General features: G+C 49.3%; 17 protein-coding genes and 1 riboswitch. Of the genes, 15 read left to right on the plus strand and 2 right to left on the minus strand.

The genetic code is table 11. From position 1 onward, the window contains the following. Positions 1-453 precede the first annotated feature (453 nt). Both DU002_RS03400 and DU002_RS03405 read left to right on the plus strand, forming a co-directional pair. Complete coding sequence (locus tag DU002_RS03400) at positions 454-1,080, plus strand: YitT family protein (RefSeq protein WP_114336959.1); 627 nt, start codon at positions 454-456, stop codon at positions 1,078-1,080. Continuing rightward, entirely contained in the window at positions 1,077-1,739 is a 663-nt protein-coding gene (locus DU002_RS03405; protein WP_114336960.1) for a YitT family protein, read from the plus strand. The genes DU002_RS03400 and DU002_RS03405 overlap by 4 nt, the downstream gene beginning before the upstream one ends. Here DU002_RS03405 and DU002_RS03410 read toward each other — a convergent pair. Next, positions 1,736-2,449 (minus strand): DUF3313 domain-containing protein, encoded by a 714-nt coding sequence (locus DU002_RS03410; RefSeq protein WP_114336961.1) that lies wholly within the window; start codon positions 2,447-2,449, stop codon positions 1,736-1,738. The genes DU002_RS03405 and DU002_RS03410 overlap by 4 nt on opposite strands. Positions 2,450-2,566: 117 nt before the next feature. Beyond that, entirely contained in the window at positions 2,567-3,682 is a 1,116-nt protein-coding gene (locus DU002_RS03415; protein WP_114336962.1) for an AI-2E family transporter, read from the minus strand. A 181-nt stretch (positions 3,683-3,863) separates the two neighbouring features. Between DU002_RS03415 and DU002_RS03420 the strand changes: the two genes are divergently transcribed. From DU002_RS03420 to nrdA, 13 genes are all read left to right on the plus strand, one after another. Further along, positions 3,864-4,217 carry an ArsR/SmtB family transcription factor gene (locus DU002_RS03420; protein ID WP_199405155.1) on the plus strand — a complete coding sequence of 118 codons (354 nt, stop codon included), beginning with the start codon at positions 3,864-3,866 and terminating at the stop codon, positions 4,215-4,217. 58 nt (positions 4,218-4,275) lie between these two features. After that, positions 4,276-5,958 carry an FAD-dependent oxidoreductase gene (locus DU002_RS03425; RefSeq protein ID WP_114337372.1) on the plus strand — a complete coding sequence of 561 codons (1,683 nt, stop codon included), beginning with the start codon at positions 4,276-4,278 and terminating at the stop codon, positions 5,956-5,958. A gap of 4 nt (positions 5,959-5,962) precedes the next feature. Further along, positions 5,963-6,406, plus strand: coding sequence for a YeeE/YedE family protein (locus DU002_RS03430; protein WP_114336964.1), 444 nt, complete (start codon positions 5,963-5,965; stop codon positions 6,404-6,406). Next, positions 6,406-6,849: a YeeE/YedE family protein gene (locus DU002_RS03435; RefSeq protein ID WP_114336965.1), complete on the plus strand. Its 444-nt coding sequence runs from the start codon at positions 6,406-6,408 to the stop codon at positions 6,847-6,849. Before DU002_RS03430 ends, DU002_RS03435 begins: the two co-directional genes overlap by 1 nt. Positions 6,850-7,146: 297 nt before the next feature. Then, positions 7,147-8,763: a tetrathionate reductase family octaheme c-type cytochrome gene (locus DU002_RS03440; RefSeq protein WP_114336966.1), complete on the plus strand. Its 1,617-nt coding sequence runs from the start codon at positions 7,147-7,149 to the stop codon at positions 8,761-8,763. Positions 8,764-8,777: 14 nt separating this feature from the next. Beyond that, complete coding sequence (locus DU002_RS03445; protein ID WP_114336967.1) at positions 8,778-9,368, plus strand: cytochrome b/b6 domain-containing protein; 591 nt, start codon at positions 8,778-8,780, stop codon at positions 9,366-9,368. A gap of 58 nt (positions 9,369-9,426) precedes the next feature. Next, complete coding sequence (locus tag DU002_RS03450; protein ID WP_114336968.1) at positions 9,427-9,753, plus strand: hypothetical protein; 327 nt, start codon at positions 9,427-9,429, stop codon at positions 9,751-9,753. A 32-nt stretch (positions 9,754-9,785) separates the two neighbouring features. Continuing rightward, on the plus strand, positions 9,786-11,189 hold the full coding sequence (locus DU002_RS03455; RefSeq protein WP_114336969.1) for a DUF3373 family protein: 1,404 nt from the start codon (positions 9,786-9,788) through the stop codon (positions 11,187-11,189). A 154-nt stretch (positions 11,190-11,343) separates the two neighbouring features. Beyond that, the gene (locus tag DU002_RS03460; protein WP_114337373.1) at positions 11,344-11,541 is read left to right on the plus strand and encodes a (2Fe-2S)-binding protein; all 198 of its coding nucleotides are present in this window, start codon (positions 11,344-11,346) and stop codon (positions 11,539-11,541) included. Positions 11,542-11,754: 213 nt separating this feature from the next. Then, positions 11,755-12,837 (plus strand): AI-2E family transporter, encoded by a 1,083-nt coding sequence (locus DU002_RS03465; protein ID WP_114336970.1) that lies wholly within the window; start codon positions 11,755-11,757, stop codon positions 12,835-12,837. Positions 12,838-12,898: 61 nt separating this feature from the next. Further along, entirely contained in the window at positions 12,899-13,153 is a 255-nt protein-coding gene (locus DU002_RS03470) for a GrxA family glutaredoxin (protein WP_114336971.1), read from the plus strand. A 269-nt stretch (positions 13,154-13,422) separates the two neighbouring features. Beyond that, positions 13,423-14,307 carry a DUF2167 domain-containing protein gene (locus DU002_RS03475; RefSeq protein ID WP_114336972.1) on the plus strand — a complete coding sequence of 295 codons (885 nt, stop codon included), beginning with the start codon at positions 13,423-13,425 and terminating at the stop codon, positions 14,305-14,307. A gap of 195 nt (positions 14,308-14,502) precedes the next feature. Next, a riboswitch (cobalamin riboswitch) is annotated at positions 14,503-14,729 on the plus strand. Positions 14,730-14,865: 136 nt separating this feature from the next. Further along, the gene (nrdA, locus tag DU002_RS03480; RefSeq protein WP_114336973.1) at positions 14,866-17,196 is read left to right on the plus strand and encodes a class 1a ribonucleoside-diphosphate reductase subunit alpha; all 2,331 of its coding nucleotides are present in this window, start codon (positions 14,866-14,868) and stop codon (positions 17,194-17,196) included. The last annotated feature ends 77 nt before the right edge of the window (positions 17,197-17,273 follow it).

Genomic DNA, 17,273 nt, shown 5'->3' on the forward strand with positions numbered 1-17,273 from the left:
TTTACTCTGAACCGATAGTTTTCAGGTCTACCTGCGCGTTCCAATATCTATGCCAGCTTGATTTTTTCGTTTTAACTGTATGATATATATTGATTTGTTCTTATAAGGTGTATCTATGTTGCATCTTCTGTTTTGCTGGCAATTTCACCAAAAAGATTCTCTTTTGCATGGCGAGTGTTCAAAACTGTGCAAATCAAGAGTACCCCTTAGGGGGTATTTTTGTTTGTTGGCTGATGTTTTATCTGTAAATAATAAGTGACACTTGCCTTCACAGTTTGCCGCTGTAGTCGTTGTTTTGAATTCTTTACTGTTGGCATCTATCTGCTACTGGCTCCGATATAATGCCGTTCGCATTTCGGGCTCTACCTACAACCATCATAAAAGCGCCCCTGTTTCTGTATTACCTGTTATTTGTGCCCAATCAGGGCCGATGCATCTTTATATGGAGTCGTGATGAAGTTTCACGCGTTACGCTGGTATGCCTTGCTCGAAGGCTGCTTCCTTGTCGCTATCGGTGTCATCATTCTGGGCAATGCCGATCTCATCGTCGGTGGTAGCCCGGGTTTGGCGTTGATTGCTCACCATTATTTGCCGCTTACCATGGGAAGCTGGTTGCTATTGGCTAACCTGCCGTTTTTTGTGTTGGCTTTTCTGCGTTTGCGCCGCGAGTTTGCGCTGATCAGTTTAGCTTGTAGCTTTATTGTTTCTTTATTGGTCGACCTGCTGGGGCCACTGCTGGCGGAAGTGCATATGCCACAGCCATTGGCAGCGTTACTGGCGGGTTTGTTGATCGGTTTTGGTTTGGTGGTGCTGTTTCGTCAGCGCGGCTCTATTGGTGGGGTGAATATTTTAGCGCTCTATCTGGAACAGAGATGGGGTTGGCACTCGGCAAAAGTGATATTGGCTTGGGATATCTCCATCGGTTTGCTGTCGCTATTAATTTTTGATTGGCAAACAGTCGTTAGCTCATTGATTGCATTTGCCGTATTGGCATCTGTGATTGGTCGTTATCATCCACGACAGGTGAAGCAGCCAATCCAGCCGCTCCCATCAGCGATGACGGCTAAGGGTTCGTTATGAATACATTACAACAGGCCGGATTCTGGCAAAGGTTTTCTAATATGGCGGCGTTGAAAAAGTTTGGGCATGAATGGTTTGCGCGCTTGGAAGGCTGCTTTCTGGTTTCTCTCGGAATATGCTTTCTTTCCGCTGCCGGGTTGCTGGTGAGCGGTACTGCCGGGCTATCGATCGTCACGAATGAGCTGCTCCCGGTAACCTTTGGTTTCTGGTTCTTTGTTATCAATTTGCCGTTCTTTGCATTGGCAATTAAGCAACTGGGTATGGCGTTTGCCTGGCGCAGCTTGATCTGTATTGTTTGTGTTTCTGCAACCAGTGATTTGATGATCTACTTGATCCGTTTTGAAGAGATCCCACCGTTAATGAGTGCCTTGATTGGTGGTGGCTTGATCGGTATCGGATTGATCTTATTGTTTCGTCACGGAACTTCGTTGGGTGGTGTGAATATTCTTGCGCTGTATATGGAAAAACGTACCGGTATTCACGCAGGCAAAGTGATCTTGATGATGGATCTGATTGTTGTTGCCGCCGGATTAATGTTGTTTCCGTTGGTGCAGGTGGCTTATTCAGCCTTTAGCTTTGTGGTGCTGAGCTCGGTGTTGGGGCGCTATCATAAGAAAGCGCCCATCAGCCAGCAGGCAGAAGAGCAAGCGCAGAGCTAGTTAACTTGCTCTACTGTCTCTTTGCCTACTGAATTTTGGTATAGTGCGCTTTTAAGCTTGTTTGCCCAATAGGTAAGTGCGGGCTTAAGATCATCCATTGACAATAATGCTCCTCGTGCCACTGTTCTGCCCTGATGCCCTTCAACCAAGGCGCCAACACGCATGCCGGTTGCTCCGTCAATGAACTCTCCTTCAAAAAATACCACGGTCACCTGATCTGCCGTTTGTCCCATTTCATCGAGGCTACGAACCACAAATCCAATCGGTAAATAGTCTGTACCGGCCATATCTGGACGGGCGAGTGCGACGCCCGAGATTGCGGGCTTAATCACTAGGGTTTTAGGGCCGGGTTTATCCACTAAGGTAAAGCGTCCATCCACTGCCGCTATCAACTTTTTTGAAAATAATCGGCCAATCTCCTGTTTCTGCTCATCGGTTAAGCTGGTCATTTTTGCCAAATCTGTGCGTAGGTAAAATTTGACCGGTTCGATCATGATGTGATCGTAAGCGTCTAGCGTAAAAGAGGGGTGTCGATAGCGCATTGCTGTGACATGACCATCTTTATCTGTGACAGGTTTCAGTAATGCGTAGTCGCTACCGCCTCCTAAAAAACCTGAGTAGGTTGCAGCTACATCTGGCTTAGCAATGCACCCAGACAGGACACTAACTAGAACTATGATGACGAGATGGGATGAAGAGATGTTGTACATGTATTTATTCCAAATCTACTGTTGAATGGCTTGCGAGAACAATACTGCGTTAGCTACGAAACGGCAGAGGGGGCACATACTTCGTACGCACCCCTTGCCGTCTCGTTCAGTTAATAATTATTCTTTTTCTGCGGGTTGTTCGATAGCTGTGGCTTGCGAGCTGCTTTCTTGATTATCACTCAGCCAGGCGCTAAACAACTCATATCCCAACACCATAATCACCGCACCGACAAATAGCCCGACGAACCCCATGGTGATAAAGCCTCCAACGGCACCAAGAAATATCACCATCATAGGTACCTGTGAGCCTTTACCCATGATCAACGGTTTCAATACGTTGTCCATCAGTCCGACAGCGATGCTCCATATCATATAGATAACCGCAACCACGGGTGAGGCGAAGGAGAATACATAAATGGCTAAAGGCACCATCAGTAGCAGTGGATTAATCTGGATGATGCTCATAACCAGCACCAATAGTGCCAGTAGCGGCGCTGCAGGCAGGTCGATCAGATAGAAGCCTAGGCCTGCTAATAGGGCTTGCAGGATGGCAACGCCGAGAATACCGCGGGTCACGTTTCTCACCGTCACGCTCGCAAGGTTGGCGAACTTGGCCCCTTTTTCCCCAGCTAAGCGTTTCGATAAGCGTGTGACAAAGCGTTCCGAGCCGTCAGCCCCAGCAAGAAAAACACCAGCAATGATGATTGAAAACACCATGACAAGCAGTGAAACAGTAATGCCAGCGGCTTTACTAAAGACTACCCGACCCGCTTCCTTGACTTGCGTGTCATGCTTTTTCAAAAAGCCTTCTAAATTATTGGCGGCATCATCCCAGGCTGCGTGGACTTTCTCGCCAATGAGTGGCCACTCTTTCACTTTTTCCTCTGGGTTAGGCAGGTCGAACTCCCCTTTTTCGACTTGCGCTGACACGGTCTGAATATTTTCAGTGATCTTATCCGCGACAATACTTGCCGGAGCAATGAGGGCGGCGAGTAGGCTCACAGTTACCAGAGTGGCGGTTAACTTTCTGCTTAAGCCGGTTTTTACTTCGATCCAGTCACTGACGGGTTTTACCGCAACGGCAATAATGGCGGCCCAGATGATGGGAGCCAAGAAGGGTTTGATGATGTCGTAACACCATGACGCTATAAAGAATACGGCAGCGATACGTATTGCTGCTTCTAAGGCGCGCTTTGTGAACTGACGATCAGCTTGCAGATCCGTTTGTGACATAACAGGTTACCTTATTGTTTTTCCGATCAAATAAGCAGTTTTGGTGTGACAATTAAGAGTTTAATCAGTTTCCACAGCTTAGGGGGATTTTTATTAACCCAGATGACAGATTTATCAGTCATTTAATCGATACCTTATCTTGAGTACTATGATGGGATAGGACTAATTGGTCATTAATTAGTTGCGTAATTACTTAACTATCTACTCCGAATATGGTTTACTGACGCCCATGAATGATATCGAACAGATGAAAGCAAATGCCCAGCAAGCGGCCGACTTTCTCAAACAGCTTGCTCACCCTCAGCGTTTGCTGATCTTGTGCCGGTTGATTGAAAAAGAGCACTCTGTCGCTGAGCTACAACAGGGCAGTGGTATGTCTGCGCCAGCTTTTTCTCAGCACTTGGCTCAATTGCGCCATGCTGGACTGGTCTCTTCCCGGAAGGAGGGGCAGTCAGTTTACTATTGTATTGCCCAGCCCTCAGTGGCAACGGTGATCAATGCGCTGCACGATGTCTTCTGCCCAAGCGCCGATTAATCGGCAGTAAATAATCGATGCGATCATGGTGAATAAGATCGCAATCAGTGAGGTTGAGATGAAACGTATTGTGATTGTGGGTGGTGTGGCTGGTGGTGCGTCTGCGGCGGCAAGGGCGCGTAGAATGTCGGAAGATGCTGAGATCATCATGCTGGATCGGGGTGCCTATATCTCCTTTGCTAATTGTGGTCTGCCATATCATATCGGTGGTGATATTCAGTCGCGTGATGCTCTGCTGTTGCAAACCCCTGAAAGCTTTAAGCGCCGTTTTAATGTAGAGGTGCGGCTGCACTCAGATGTGATTGCTATCGATCGCGAACAAAAGCAGATCACGGTGCAAGATGCGCAACAGAACACTAGCTATCTTGTTGACTATGACACTCTGATTCTGAGTCCTGGTGCCGCTCCATTTATCCCTGACGTTGAAGGGATCAGTGATGGCCGTATTCAGACCATGCGCAATATTCCGGATATGGACCGCATTATGCGGATATTGGAGCAACAACGGCCAACCCATGCCACCGTGGTTGGCGGCGGCTTTATTGGACTAGAGGCAGCTGAAGCGTTACGGCAGCGTGGTTTAGAGGCCACTTTGGTCGAGCTCTCCGGTCAGGTAATGGCGCCAGTTGATATCGAAATGGCGACACCACTGCACAGTGAGCTGGAGGCACATGGTGTCGATCTGCGTTTGCACGCTGGATTAACCAAGGTGACGGCGACGGATACCGGCTTAACTTTATCGCTCTCTGACGGCAGTGATTTGGAGACCGGAATCGTGATCCTCGCGATCGGCGTGCGCCCGGAAACCGCATTGGCGAAAGCGGCAGGGCTTGCGTTGGGTGAGCGTGGCGGCATTCAGGTCGATGAGCAAATGCGTACCTCTGATCCCGATATTCTGGCGGTGGGGGATGCGGTAGAGATCACCGAGTGGGTCAGTGGCAAGCCTGCGCTTATTCCTTTGGCAGGGCCAGCTAACAGGCAAGGGCGGATCGCTGCTGACAATGCGTTGGGCGCCAAGCGTGCATTTACCAAGACCCAGGGCACGGCGGTATGTCGGGTATTTGATCTGACGGTTGCTGCCACGGGCATGAACGAAAAATCTCTGCGCCGCGCAGGGATCGACTACCGCAAGGTGTATGTGCACCCGATGGATCATGCCTCCTATTTTCCGGGGGCTGAGCAGATCAGTCTCAAACTGCTATTTACCCCTGATGAAGGCAAAATTCTTGGCGCCCAAGCGTTAGGTAAAAAAGGCGTTGATAAGCGCATCGACGTACTAGCGGTGGCGCAGCGTGCTGGCATGACGGTGTTTGATCTCGAAGAACTTGAGCTGTGTTATGCGCCGCCCTACGGTTCGGCCAAAGATCCTGTCAATCTGGCCGGATTTGTCGCGGCGAACTGGCTGCGGGGTGACACAGATCTTTGTTTTGCCGAAGAACTCGCTGCAATAACTGCAGAGCAGAAATTACTGGATGTGCGCACACCTGCTGAATTAGAGCGCGTGGGGGCATTCGACGGTGCCATTAATATTCCGGTGGACGAACTGCGTGATCGTCTGACTGAACTGGACCCGACGGTCGAATATCTGGTGGCGTGTCAGGTCGGCTTGCGCGGGCATGTGGCTTATCGCATGTTGGTAAACCGTGGCTTTAAAGCGAAAAATCTGACCGGTGGCTTTAAAACCTGGCAGATGTTTAAAGGCTGTCGTCAAGCGACACCGCTGGTGGTTGAAGGGGAGTAGCCTGATGATCGATATGGCAAACTTTACTCCGGTGAGTGCACTCTTGGGGGGCATGCTAATTGGGACGGCAGCGCTTTGGTTGCTACTCGCCAATGGGCGAATAGCCGGTATCAGTGGCATCTTCAGTGGCTTGTTTTCACTGTCGATGGCTGACAAACGCTGGCGCCTGATGTTTTTGGCTGGCTTGTTACTTGGTCCGCAGCTGTGGCAATTGGCCGGCGGTGAATTGCCGATTTTTCCAAAGCATAGCGTCCTTTGGCTCATGGCTGCCGGTTTGCTGGTGGGTTTGGGCACGGGCGTGGGTTCTGGTTGCACATCGGGTCATGGCATCTGTGGGATTGGCCGCTTATCACCGCGTTCGCTGGTGGCCACGGTCACCTTCATGGTCAGCGCCATCGTCACGGTCGTGATTATCAACCAGTTCAATGTGATTGCTGGAGGCCTCTGATGAAGTCATGTTTATCGGCGCTGTTGGCGGGGTTGCTATTTGGTGTCGGTCTCGCATTTTCGCAGATGTTGGATCCAACGAAAGTGCTTGGTTTTCTCGATCTGTTTGGCTACTGGGATCCCTCACTGATGTTGGTGATGGGCGGTGCACTGTTAGTGTATCTGCCTGGGTATTTTCTGCTGGTTAAACCGAGAGTGGAGCGTTCTGCGGATGATTCGTCTGGCACCGCTAAGCCACTGTTCAGTGATAGCTTTAAGCTGCCCGCGTTCAAACAGATTGATCGTCGCCTTGTGTCTGGTGCTGCCCTGTTTGGTGTCGGTTGGGGTATGGTTGGGCTTTGTCCTGGCCCGGCATTAGCCTCCCTCAGTTTTGCCGGAACTCAGCTGCTGCTGTTTGTCGTAGCGATGACAATCGGACTGTGGTTGGCGAAACGCTTCACTTAGACCTATTCGGGGATGAGTTCGCAGGCAGATGCCTGCTGACTCATCTGTTTTTCCCGAAATGACACCTCCCTAAATGTTATTAACGACAACCCCGTTCTTTGCCTATCGAATAAACGGCTGTTAACCAAGTCACATTCGAAATAAATTAATTAAGAAAATACGCAATTCACTATTTATATTGATCTCAACCCGCCTTTCCTTTGTAACCCCCATGTTAATTTTCCGATCGTTATCTGCTGAGTAGCGATCCTAGCCACCGCAGAAACAGCATATCGACATCGTGAGTGGTGAGGTGGGATGAAAATTAAAGGGTTGTTGCTGTTTGCCAGCGTATTGCTTTTGGTTTTAACCAATGTATTGGCCAATGAACAAGCTGATGGTACGCCAAAACCTCGTGCGGCAATGACTGCCGATCACAGCAAATTTGAACAACTGGATCAGGCGTTTGATTACGCTCCGGACGTCACCGAAGCCTGCTTGGAATGCCATACCGAAGCCGCTGAACAGGTACATGACTCATTTCATTGGCGTTGGGCTGCGAAAGTAGACGGCAAAATGGTAGGCAAAGGCGAGAACGGTTTTAACAATTATTGTGTCGCTGCCCGCGGTAATGAGAGCTGTACTCAGTGTCACGCTGGCTATGGTTGGCGTAATGATAAATTCGACTTTGAAGCGGAAGAGAATGTCGATTGCCTGGTGTGTCATGACACTACGGGCACCTATAAAAAATCCGCGGCCATGTCTGGCCACCCTTACTACGAAGATACCTTGATTGGTGGTCAACTGATCCCCGCCGTGGATCTGCGCCGTGTGGCACAGAATGTCGGCCAACCACAGCGAGAAAATTGCCTCTCTTGCCATGCCAACGGGGGCGGAGGTAACGGTGTAAAACATGGCGACACCGACATGTCATTGGTTGACCCAGTGCATGAACTTGATGTGCACATGAGCAGTGACAAGCTCAATTTCAGTTGCCAAACCTGTCATAAAACTAGTGGCCATGAGATCGCCGGACGTTACAACGGCAAGGTGGCATTTGTTGATCACCAATTAGATATGGGACGCGCCGAGCGTGATGGCAAAAACCTCTCCTGCGAGTCCTGTCACGGCAACAAGCCCCACGATCAAAGGCAACTCGACAACCACACCGCCAAGGTAGCGTGTGCCTCCTGCCATATTCCGGAGATGGCCCGAGGCCCTTACCTGACCAAATTGAGTTGGGATTGGTCCACCGCGGGTCAGCTGAAAGATGGCAAGCCATTCTCTGAAGATGCGCTGTTCGACGGTGTGGAAGCCCATCGCTATATGTCGAAGAAAGGCACCTTTACTTGGGGTAAAAATGTGGTGCCAGAGTATCGCTGGTACAAAGGTGAACTGCAGCAGAAAACTCTACAGGACGTCATCGATCCGATGGCTGCCCCTATTGATATTAACCCGCCGACCGGTGACTACCGTGATCAGGATGCCCGCATCTGGCCATTTAAGATCCATCGCGGCAAACAACCCTATGACACTGAATTTAATCGCATCCTGCCGATCAAGCTCTATGGCAAAAAAAGCTCCGGTGCATTTTGGACTGAATTTGATTGGCAAAGAGCATTGCAGGTAGGGGCTGACAATAACCATGTTGAATTCAGTGGCAGTTACGGGTTTATCGAGACCAATGGCTACTGGCCTATCAAACATATGGTGGCGCCCGGTGAGCAAGCGGTGGACTGCATTGAATGTCACCAGCAACAGGGGCGCTTGGCGGGGTTGAACGATTTCTACCTGCTGGGACGAGATTCCCATTCGCTGGTCGACGCCTTCGGTGCCCTGGCTATTTTTGGCGGCCTTTTCGGTGTGGCTGGCCATAGTGGCTATCGCTATCTGTCGGCACGGCGTCGTGCCGTTAATAATGCCAAAACTTCTTGAGTCAGGAAAACAACATGAGTGCTGTGGTTGTCATTTTTAAGAGATTTGAACGTTTCTGGCATTGGGCGCAGGCGGCGATGGTGTTGCTGCTGATCGTGACCGGATTTGAGCTGCACGGTTTTTTCCGCTTGTTTGGTTTTGCTGATGCCGTGTCATTGCATGATTGGGCTGGCTTCTCGTGGGCGGTGTTACTTGTGTTGGCATTCACCTGGATTTTCACTTCCGGGGAGTGGCGTCAGTATCTGCCGCGACTGGAGGGACTTGGCGCCACCGTGCGTTTCTACCTGCTTGGCGTATTCAAGGGTGAGTCACATCCCCATCACATGACACCGGCACAGAAGTTCAATCCGCTGCAGGGAGCTGGTTATCTGGGGATCGTGTTCGGGTTGTTGCCGTTACAAGTTGCCACCGGCTGCCTTTACTTCTTCTTCCCTGAATTACGCGCGGCCGGTTGGTTGCAGAGCATTGATTGGGTGGCATGGCTACACACCTTTAATGCCTATTCCTTGCTCAGTTTTCTGGTGATCCACCTGTACATGATCACCTTCGGTAAAAGGATCTCCTCCCATCTGCGGGCGATGATCACCGGTAAGGAAGAGGTTTAGCAGTGTTTGAGAACCGGAAATAGAACATACATTTGTGATTGGTTAAGAGGTTAAAGAGATGAAAAAAATAGTCTTAGTAATGATTGCCGTGATGCTGTCGTTCAGTGCCCACGCTGATGCTGATAAAGGTAAAAAGTATTACCTCAAGTATTTGCGTCCCTATTTTGAAATCAATGGTCAGGAGTTTGCGTCAGAACATCTGAAAGTCGAGTGGAAGCGCTTCTTTAAAAATGACGGTAAGAAGTTCATCAAGAAATTCTCCAAGCAGTACCCGCAAGCACAAGAGTTTTTGGAAAGTGACACCTTTCAAAAGATCGCCCCGGATGTCGCTGATTTTGCCATCAAGTATGCGGCTGACAGTGGTGAATTAGCTGACTGCAACTAGCCGGCCTATAAAAACAATAAGAGAGTTTTCCAATGAAGAGATTAACTGGTGTGGCTGCCGCCGTGCTGTTAGGGCTTTCTATGCCCGCGATGGCGGATCTGAACGATGATGTTGAAGCACTCAAGCAACAGGTGCGCGAGTTACAGAAAAAAACTGGCGGAAATCATCTTAACTTCAGTGTCGATTATCGTGTGTCGATGGACAACATTGAGTATGAGTTGGCGGATGGTTCGACCGCCTCAAACGATGACTTACTGGCTAATCGTTTGTGGTTGAATATGGGCTATCAGTATAACGAAAAGCTGCTGTTTCGTGGACAGTTGGCTTACAACAAAGCCTTTGGCGATACCGCCATGCATAACCAACGTAACGAATCAGGCTATGCGGATTTTGATTGGGTGGTGAGTGAAAACTTAGACGACAACACCATTAAGGTGAAACAAGCCTATTTCCTCTATTTGGGGGATGCCTTCTTCGGTAATGAGCAGCTGCCATGGACATTCAGTTTGGGTCGGCGTCCTTCGACCACTGGCTTTCTCGCTAATCACCGCGAAGGGTTCGACAAAGCCAACTCACCGCTGGGTCACTCAATCAACGTCGAGTTTGATGGCCTGAGCTTGAATCTGCGGTTGGAAGAGCTGACTGGACTCACAGGTAATGCTCTGAAATTTTGTGCGGGACGGGGATTGAGCAATGCTACTTCCCGTTTCAGTCCAGCGGGAACCGATTACGCCAAAGATCCAGACAAAACCGACGACATTGATATGGTGGGCATTATCTTTACCCCCTATAACGACGGTCAATACGATGTGAAACTGCAGGCATATCATGCCAACAACATGATTGGTCTCGATATGAATGACATCATGATGACAGGTGAGCAGACCTTCTATGATTTCGGTGATCTGAATAACGTTACCTTGTCAGCCGAGATGAACGGGGTGGGGGAGTTTATTAATGATTTCCTCGACGGCACCCGTCTGTTTGCCTCTGTTTCTATGTCGCAGACCGATCCCAACAGTGATATGGCGATGTTGGGATCAACAGAAGATGAGCGTGGCTATTCCTATTGGTTAGGGGTCAATGTACCGGGCTTCTTCGACGATGACTCGTTTGGTTTTGAGTTCAATCACGGTTCCAAATACTGGCGCTCGTTCACCTATGGTGAAGACACCATGATAGGCTCCAAGATCGCCGCACGTGGCGATGCCTACGAGGCCTACTACAATCTACCGCTGGTGGATAAGGCGCTGACACTGCAACTGCGTTATACCTACATCGATTACGACTATACCGGCAGTAACGGTTTCTTTGGCAATGCCACCGGCACGCCAATGCGTATTGACGATGCTTGGCAGATGGCCCAGATGATGGGGATGCCGCCACCGGTAAAAAATGCGCAAGATATTCGCGCAGTGATCCGTTATCAGTTCTAGTTGAACGGCTGCGAAGATGACAAGGCAGGGAGCTCTTCCCTGCCTTTTTTGCTTGCAGGACTTATAACCAATGACTGATCTAAATCAACAAAATGGCATTGATAACGATTCGCATTTAGATTACATTTGCCTTCATCGAAGTTTGGAGGCGTTTATGTTTGTTTGCATCTGTCATGGCATTACTGATACTCAGCTGAAAGAAGCCGTGGCAAACGGTGCTCAACGTTTGGCTGATGTGAAACGTTCGATGGGCGTTGCCAGTCAATGTGGCAACTGTGCTTGTAAAGCCAAGCAGGTGATCCAAGTGGCTTTGGCTGAAATCGATGACTCCTTGTTTGTCAGTGCGGCTTAATATCGTTTTATCACTCCCGCTCCTGCGCTCCGCTGAATGCTTTATCTTTTCCTCCGCCATACTGAAAGCCCTCTTTTGTTCTCAGTGCACTTGCACCTCGAGCTTGCTCAAGGGGTGAGACCTTTGCCCCATCTTCTTGGCTAACTCATTGTGACGACTTGGGTCGCTCGCTATAGTGGTTTTACTTATCTGATTCCTCACAGGGATGTTGCTGTGACAAACCTATTTGAAGGGCGCTCTAATCGCTTGGTGCTGTTGATATTTTTAGCGGTTGCCTTGTATGCGAGTTATGCGCTGATCCAACCCTATATACAGCCGATTATTTTGGCTTTATTGATCGGTATGCTGACCGTTCCTGCCCATGATTGGCTGGTCGTAAAGTTCAATGGTCGCAAGAACAGTGCAGCCATTGTCAGTTGTCTGTTGCTCTCTTTAGTGCTGCTTATTCCGTCGATTTTGGTGATGATAGCGATCCTTAAACAGGGCGTCAGTTATTCCAGTACCGTGCGAGAGTGGGCTGACGGTGGCAATGTCCATCAGCTATTGGGTCATCCTTGGGTGATCAAGATAAAGCAACTACTTGGCCAACTGCTGCCTGAAGACGCCCTGCATCCCGAAACCATTAAAGCTAAAGTATTGGATGTTGGCAGCGGCATGGGCAAACAGTTTGTCGGCATCTCTACCGCCATGCTGGGCAGTATCACCACCTTTTTTCTGAACTTTACCCTGATGCTGTTCGTACTGTTTTTTGTACTGCGGGATCATGAAAAGTTGATCCGGTTTTTCCGCCACGCATTACCTTTGTCGCGTAGTCAGGAAGATGCATTGTTGGCTGATATTAAAAAGGTCAGCAAGTCAGCCTTACTGGGCTCATTGTTGACTGCCATCACTCAAGGCTTTGTTGGTGGCATAGGTCTATGGATGGCAGGCTTTCCGGCGCTGTTCTGGGGTACGATGATGGCGTTTGCATCGTTGATCCCCTTTGTCGGTACCGCCTTAATATGGGTACCCGCCGCGATTTACCTGTTTGTCACAGGGGAGACTGGCTGGGGCATCTTTATGGTGGTGTGGGGCGTTGTCGTCGTTGGTTCTATTGACAACTTCCTGCGGCCTTTGTTTATGCAAGGGGCATCGATGAGTACCGTAGTGGTGTTCTTTTCCTTGCTCGGTGGCTTACAGGTATTTGGTTTGATTGGGCTATTATATGGGCCACTGATCTTTTCTATTACCCTGGTGCTGTTTCATCTATACGAAAAAGAGTTCTCTAATTTTCTCGATGATCAGGACGGCCGTTAATATTTTGCCGACAGGGGGTTGCGGTCATTGGATATATATTGGTTAATTGCGAGGAACGATTATGTTTGTGGTGATTTTTGGACGTTCAGGCTGTCCTTTCTGTGTGCGGGCAAAAGAGTTAGCGGAGAAGTTAACTGAGGATCGTGACGACTTTAAGTTCCGTTACATCGATATTCATGAAGAGGGGATCAGTAAGGCCGATCTAGAAAAAACGGTTGGTAAGCCGGTAGAAACGGTGCCGCAGATCTTTATCGATCAGGAACATGTTGGTGGCTTTACCGAGTTTGATGCCTATGCCAAAGAGCATTTGCAGTAGGCTTTCCCGCCATACCTATCTTGCAGAGGGAGTTTTCTCCCTCTATTTATCGCACTTGCCAGTTCTCTTGCTAGAAAAGCAGGCTTAAAACACCCACTTCTTATCTTTAATCAGATTAATTAGCATGTTCTTGCGGTAAATTTAACCTGTTTTGCGCTGCATAAACGACTGCAGGTGGCTAATTGTCATCGCTTTTTGTTTAGTCAGAACATCCACTTAAGGGTTTAGGCACCCTATTTCTGTCTCGCTGTTTTAAAAAGGAATTGAAAATGAGATTGATACCCGCCCTCTGTTTTATTGCATCTGTTTTACCCTGCACTTTGCTTGCTCAAGATGAGATGTTGAGTGCTGAAGATCAGGCTTATCTGGCATGGTCTTCGGAGTTCTTATCATCGCTGGATCCGCAAACCGGCGAGATCCTGTTGCCGGGCAGTATGGCTCGACTTCATGTGTCGGATGATTTCTATTATCTCGACCCGCAAGATGCCGAGCGTGTGCTCAGCGAGGCTTGGGGAAACCCGCCAGGCACTGGCGCTTTAGGGATGTTATTGCCTGCTGGGCAGACTCCGCTGGACGAGGATTCCTGGGCGGTTGTCATCTCATTTGAAGAAGATGGTTATGTTTCTGATGAAGATGCCTACAACATTGATTATGACGAACTGTTAGAAGAGATGCAGGCGGATACCCGGTCAGAGAGCGGTGAGCGCGAAGCAGCAGGTTATGGCTCAATTGATTTAGTCGGTTGGGCAGCTCGACCTTACTACGACAAAAGTCGTCATCAACTCTATTGGGCGAAAGAGCTGGAGTTTGACCACGATCCCAATCATACCCTGAACTACAGCATCCGCAGCTTAGGTCGCAAAGGCGTGCTGGAGATGAATTTTGTTGCTGGTATGAACCAACTTGATCAGATCAATGGCAGTTTAGATAGCGTACTGGCGATGGTGAACTTCGTTGATGGTCATCGTTACGAAGATTTTGACCCCACCTATGATGAGGTAGCAGCTTATGGCTTAGGTGCGCTTGTTGCCGGCAAACTGGCGGCGAAAACGGGTGCTATTGCCGGTTTTTTGCTGCTGTTGAAAAAGTTTTGGTGGCTGGCTTTAGTTGCCATTGGTGGCATATTCCGCGCTATCACGGGTAAGAAAAATTAGTTTTTGAAGGTTACCCTGTAAACCTTGCGTCGCCGACGGGGATATTGGGGTCAACACCTAGCGTGAGTTGATGCTCTCCGAATGGAGAGCATTGAGCAAATCTAATTTTTGCATTTGTAATGCTCATTTTTTATTTAACTTCTGTATATCAAATCACCTTTTAAACACTATATGTTGACGTAAATCAATTCTTGAACCACTATATGTGCCGAACGGTTCCCAAGGGCTTCTTCAATAGAATGTCCACGGATTAATAGGGAATGCGGTGAATTAGTGGTGTTTTTTTCGCTAATAATTCCGCAGCTGCCCCCGCAACTGTAAGTGCAGAGCCACGCTCAATAGCCACTGGAATGAGATTCCGGGAAGGCGAGTCAAGGCGAAGACGCACAAGCCAGGAGACCTGCCGTCGCGGTGTGTTTTTCGCACCAACTAACTGATTCGTCAAACATCGGGCGGGGTGATCCGGTGTGTGGCTCGACCATGCCCGGCTGTTCGCCTGAACGCTAGCATGGCTGGCGTCATACCTTCCCCTGCCTTGTCGCTACGGAGTTCGACAAGGTGAATAACAAAAATATCTCAATTGCCAAACGTGATGGCCGCCATGAACCGCTCGATCTGGATAAGATCCATAAGGTACTCACCTGGGCGGCAGAAGGGCTTGATACTGTCTCTGTATCTCAAGTCGAGCTTAGAGCACATCTGCAATTTCACGACGGAATTACCACGTCAGATATTCATGAAACATTGATTAAGTCTGCGGCGGATCTGATCTCGGAAGAGACACCTGATTATCAATATCTGGCTGCCCGGCTGAACATCTTTCATCTGCGTAAAAAAGCCTATGGCCAATACACGCCGCCTTCGCTATACCAGCACGTGGGTCGGTTGGTGGATCTGCAACGTTACGATGCCCAGCTACTAACGGATTACAGCATGGAAGAGTTCGCCCTGATGGATGGTTTTATCGACCACCAACGGGACTTGGACTTTGCTTACGCTGCCGTGAAGCAGCTGGAAGGTAAATACCTGGTTCAAGACAGGGTGAAAGGAGAGTTCTACGAAAGCCCGCAGTTTCTCTATCTGCTGATCGGTGCGTGTTTGTTTGCTAACTACGACAGGTCCATTCGTCTGGATTATGTACGTCGCTTTTATGATGCGGTGTCTACGTTCAAAATCTCTTTGCCAACGCCGATTATGGCGGGCGTGCGTACGCCAACTCGCCAGTTCAGCTCTTGCGTGTTGATTGAATGCGGTGATTCGCTGGATTCTATTAACGCCACCACCTCTGCGATTGTGCGCTATGTCAGTCAGCGTGCGGGTATTGGTATTAATGCCGGACGTATTCGCGCGCTTGGTTCATCTATCCGAGGGGGTGAGGCCAATCATACCGGTTGTATTCCATTCTTTAAGCACTTCCAAACGGCGGTGAAATGCTGCTCTCAGGGCGGTGTTCGTGGCGGTGCTGCGACGCTGTTTTACCCGCTTTGGCATTTAGAAGCAGAAGAGTTGCTGGTACTTAAAAACAACCGCGGTGTGGAAGAGAATCGGGTTCGGCATCTGGATTATGGTGTACAGCTTAATCGGCTGATGTACCAACGTCTGCTAAAAAATGCGGACATTTCACTGTTCAGTCCGTCAGATGTACCGGGGCTATACGAGGCGTTTTTTGCTGATCAGGATGAGTTCGAAAAGCTCTATCAGCAATACGAGCAAGACACCAACGTTCGCAAGAAAACCATTAAAGCCGTTGAGCTGTTTTCTCGCTTATTACAAGAGCGAGCGTCAACGGGCCGTATCTACATTCAGAATGTTGACCACTGTAATACCCATAGTCCGTTTGACCCGGCTAAAGCGCCGATACGTCAATCTAACCTGTGTCTTGAGATCGCGCTACCTACAACGCCACTGCAGGATATTAATGACAAAGAGGGCGAAATCGCGCTTTGTACGTTGGCGGCATTTAATCTCGGTGCGCTTAAGTCGTTAGACGAATTAGCCCCACTTGCCGATCTATTGGTGCGTGCATTAGACAGCTTATTGACCTATCAGAACTACCCCGTGCCTGCGGCGCAGCAAGGCTCGCTGAAACGACGCACTCTGGGTGTGGGTGTGATCAACTATGCCTACTATTTGGCCAAAAACGGCGTGAAGTATTCTGATGGTTCAGCGCTGGGTTTGACCCACCGTACCTTTGAAGCGATCCAGTATCATCTGCTGCAAGCATCTAACCAATTAGCGCGTGAACAGGGCGCTTGTGATGCCTTTGCTGATACCACCTATGCCCGAGGCGAATTGCCGATAGATCACTACAAAAAAGATGTGGATGGTTACTGCGATGAACCGCTGCATTGTGATTGGGAAGGGCTACGCGCTGACATTCTGCGTGATGGGCTACGCAACTCCACCCTCACTGCATTGATGCCCTCTGAAACCTCTTCTCAGATCAGTAATGCCACCAACGGTATTGAACCCCCGCGAGGCTTTGTCAGTGTTAAAGCATCGAAAGATGGGATCTTGAAGCAGGTGGTTCCTGAGTTAGAAACACTCCGTGATAGCTACGAACTGCTATGGAATATCCCGAGTAACACGGGCTATTTGCAGTTGGTCGGAGTGATGCAAAAGTTCGTCGACCAAGCTATTTCTGCCAACACCAACTATGACCCCGCGCGATTTGGCGAAGGCAAAGTGCCGATGCAATTGCTGATGCAAGACCTACTTAGTGCTTATAAGTGCGGCCTGAAAACGCTTTATTACCACAACACTCGCGACGGTGCGACGGACAAGCATTTATCCAACGAGTCGCCAGTAATGGGAGAGGCTCGCCCAGCTGAAACGACCGTTGTAGAAAACGATGACGAGGGCTGTGAAGGCGGCGCTTGTAAGATTTAGCCTGAGCGGATTTTTTAAAGGATAAAAAGCCCCCTCATCCCGCCCTTCTCCCCAAGGGAGAAGGAGACAAGAAAAGC

The sequence above is a fragment of the Corallincola holothuriorum genome (assembly GCF_003336225.1).
Classification (GTDB): domain Bacteria; phylum Pseudomonadota; class Gammaproteobacteria; order Enterobacterales; family Neiellaceae; genus Corallincola; species Corallincola holothuriorum.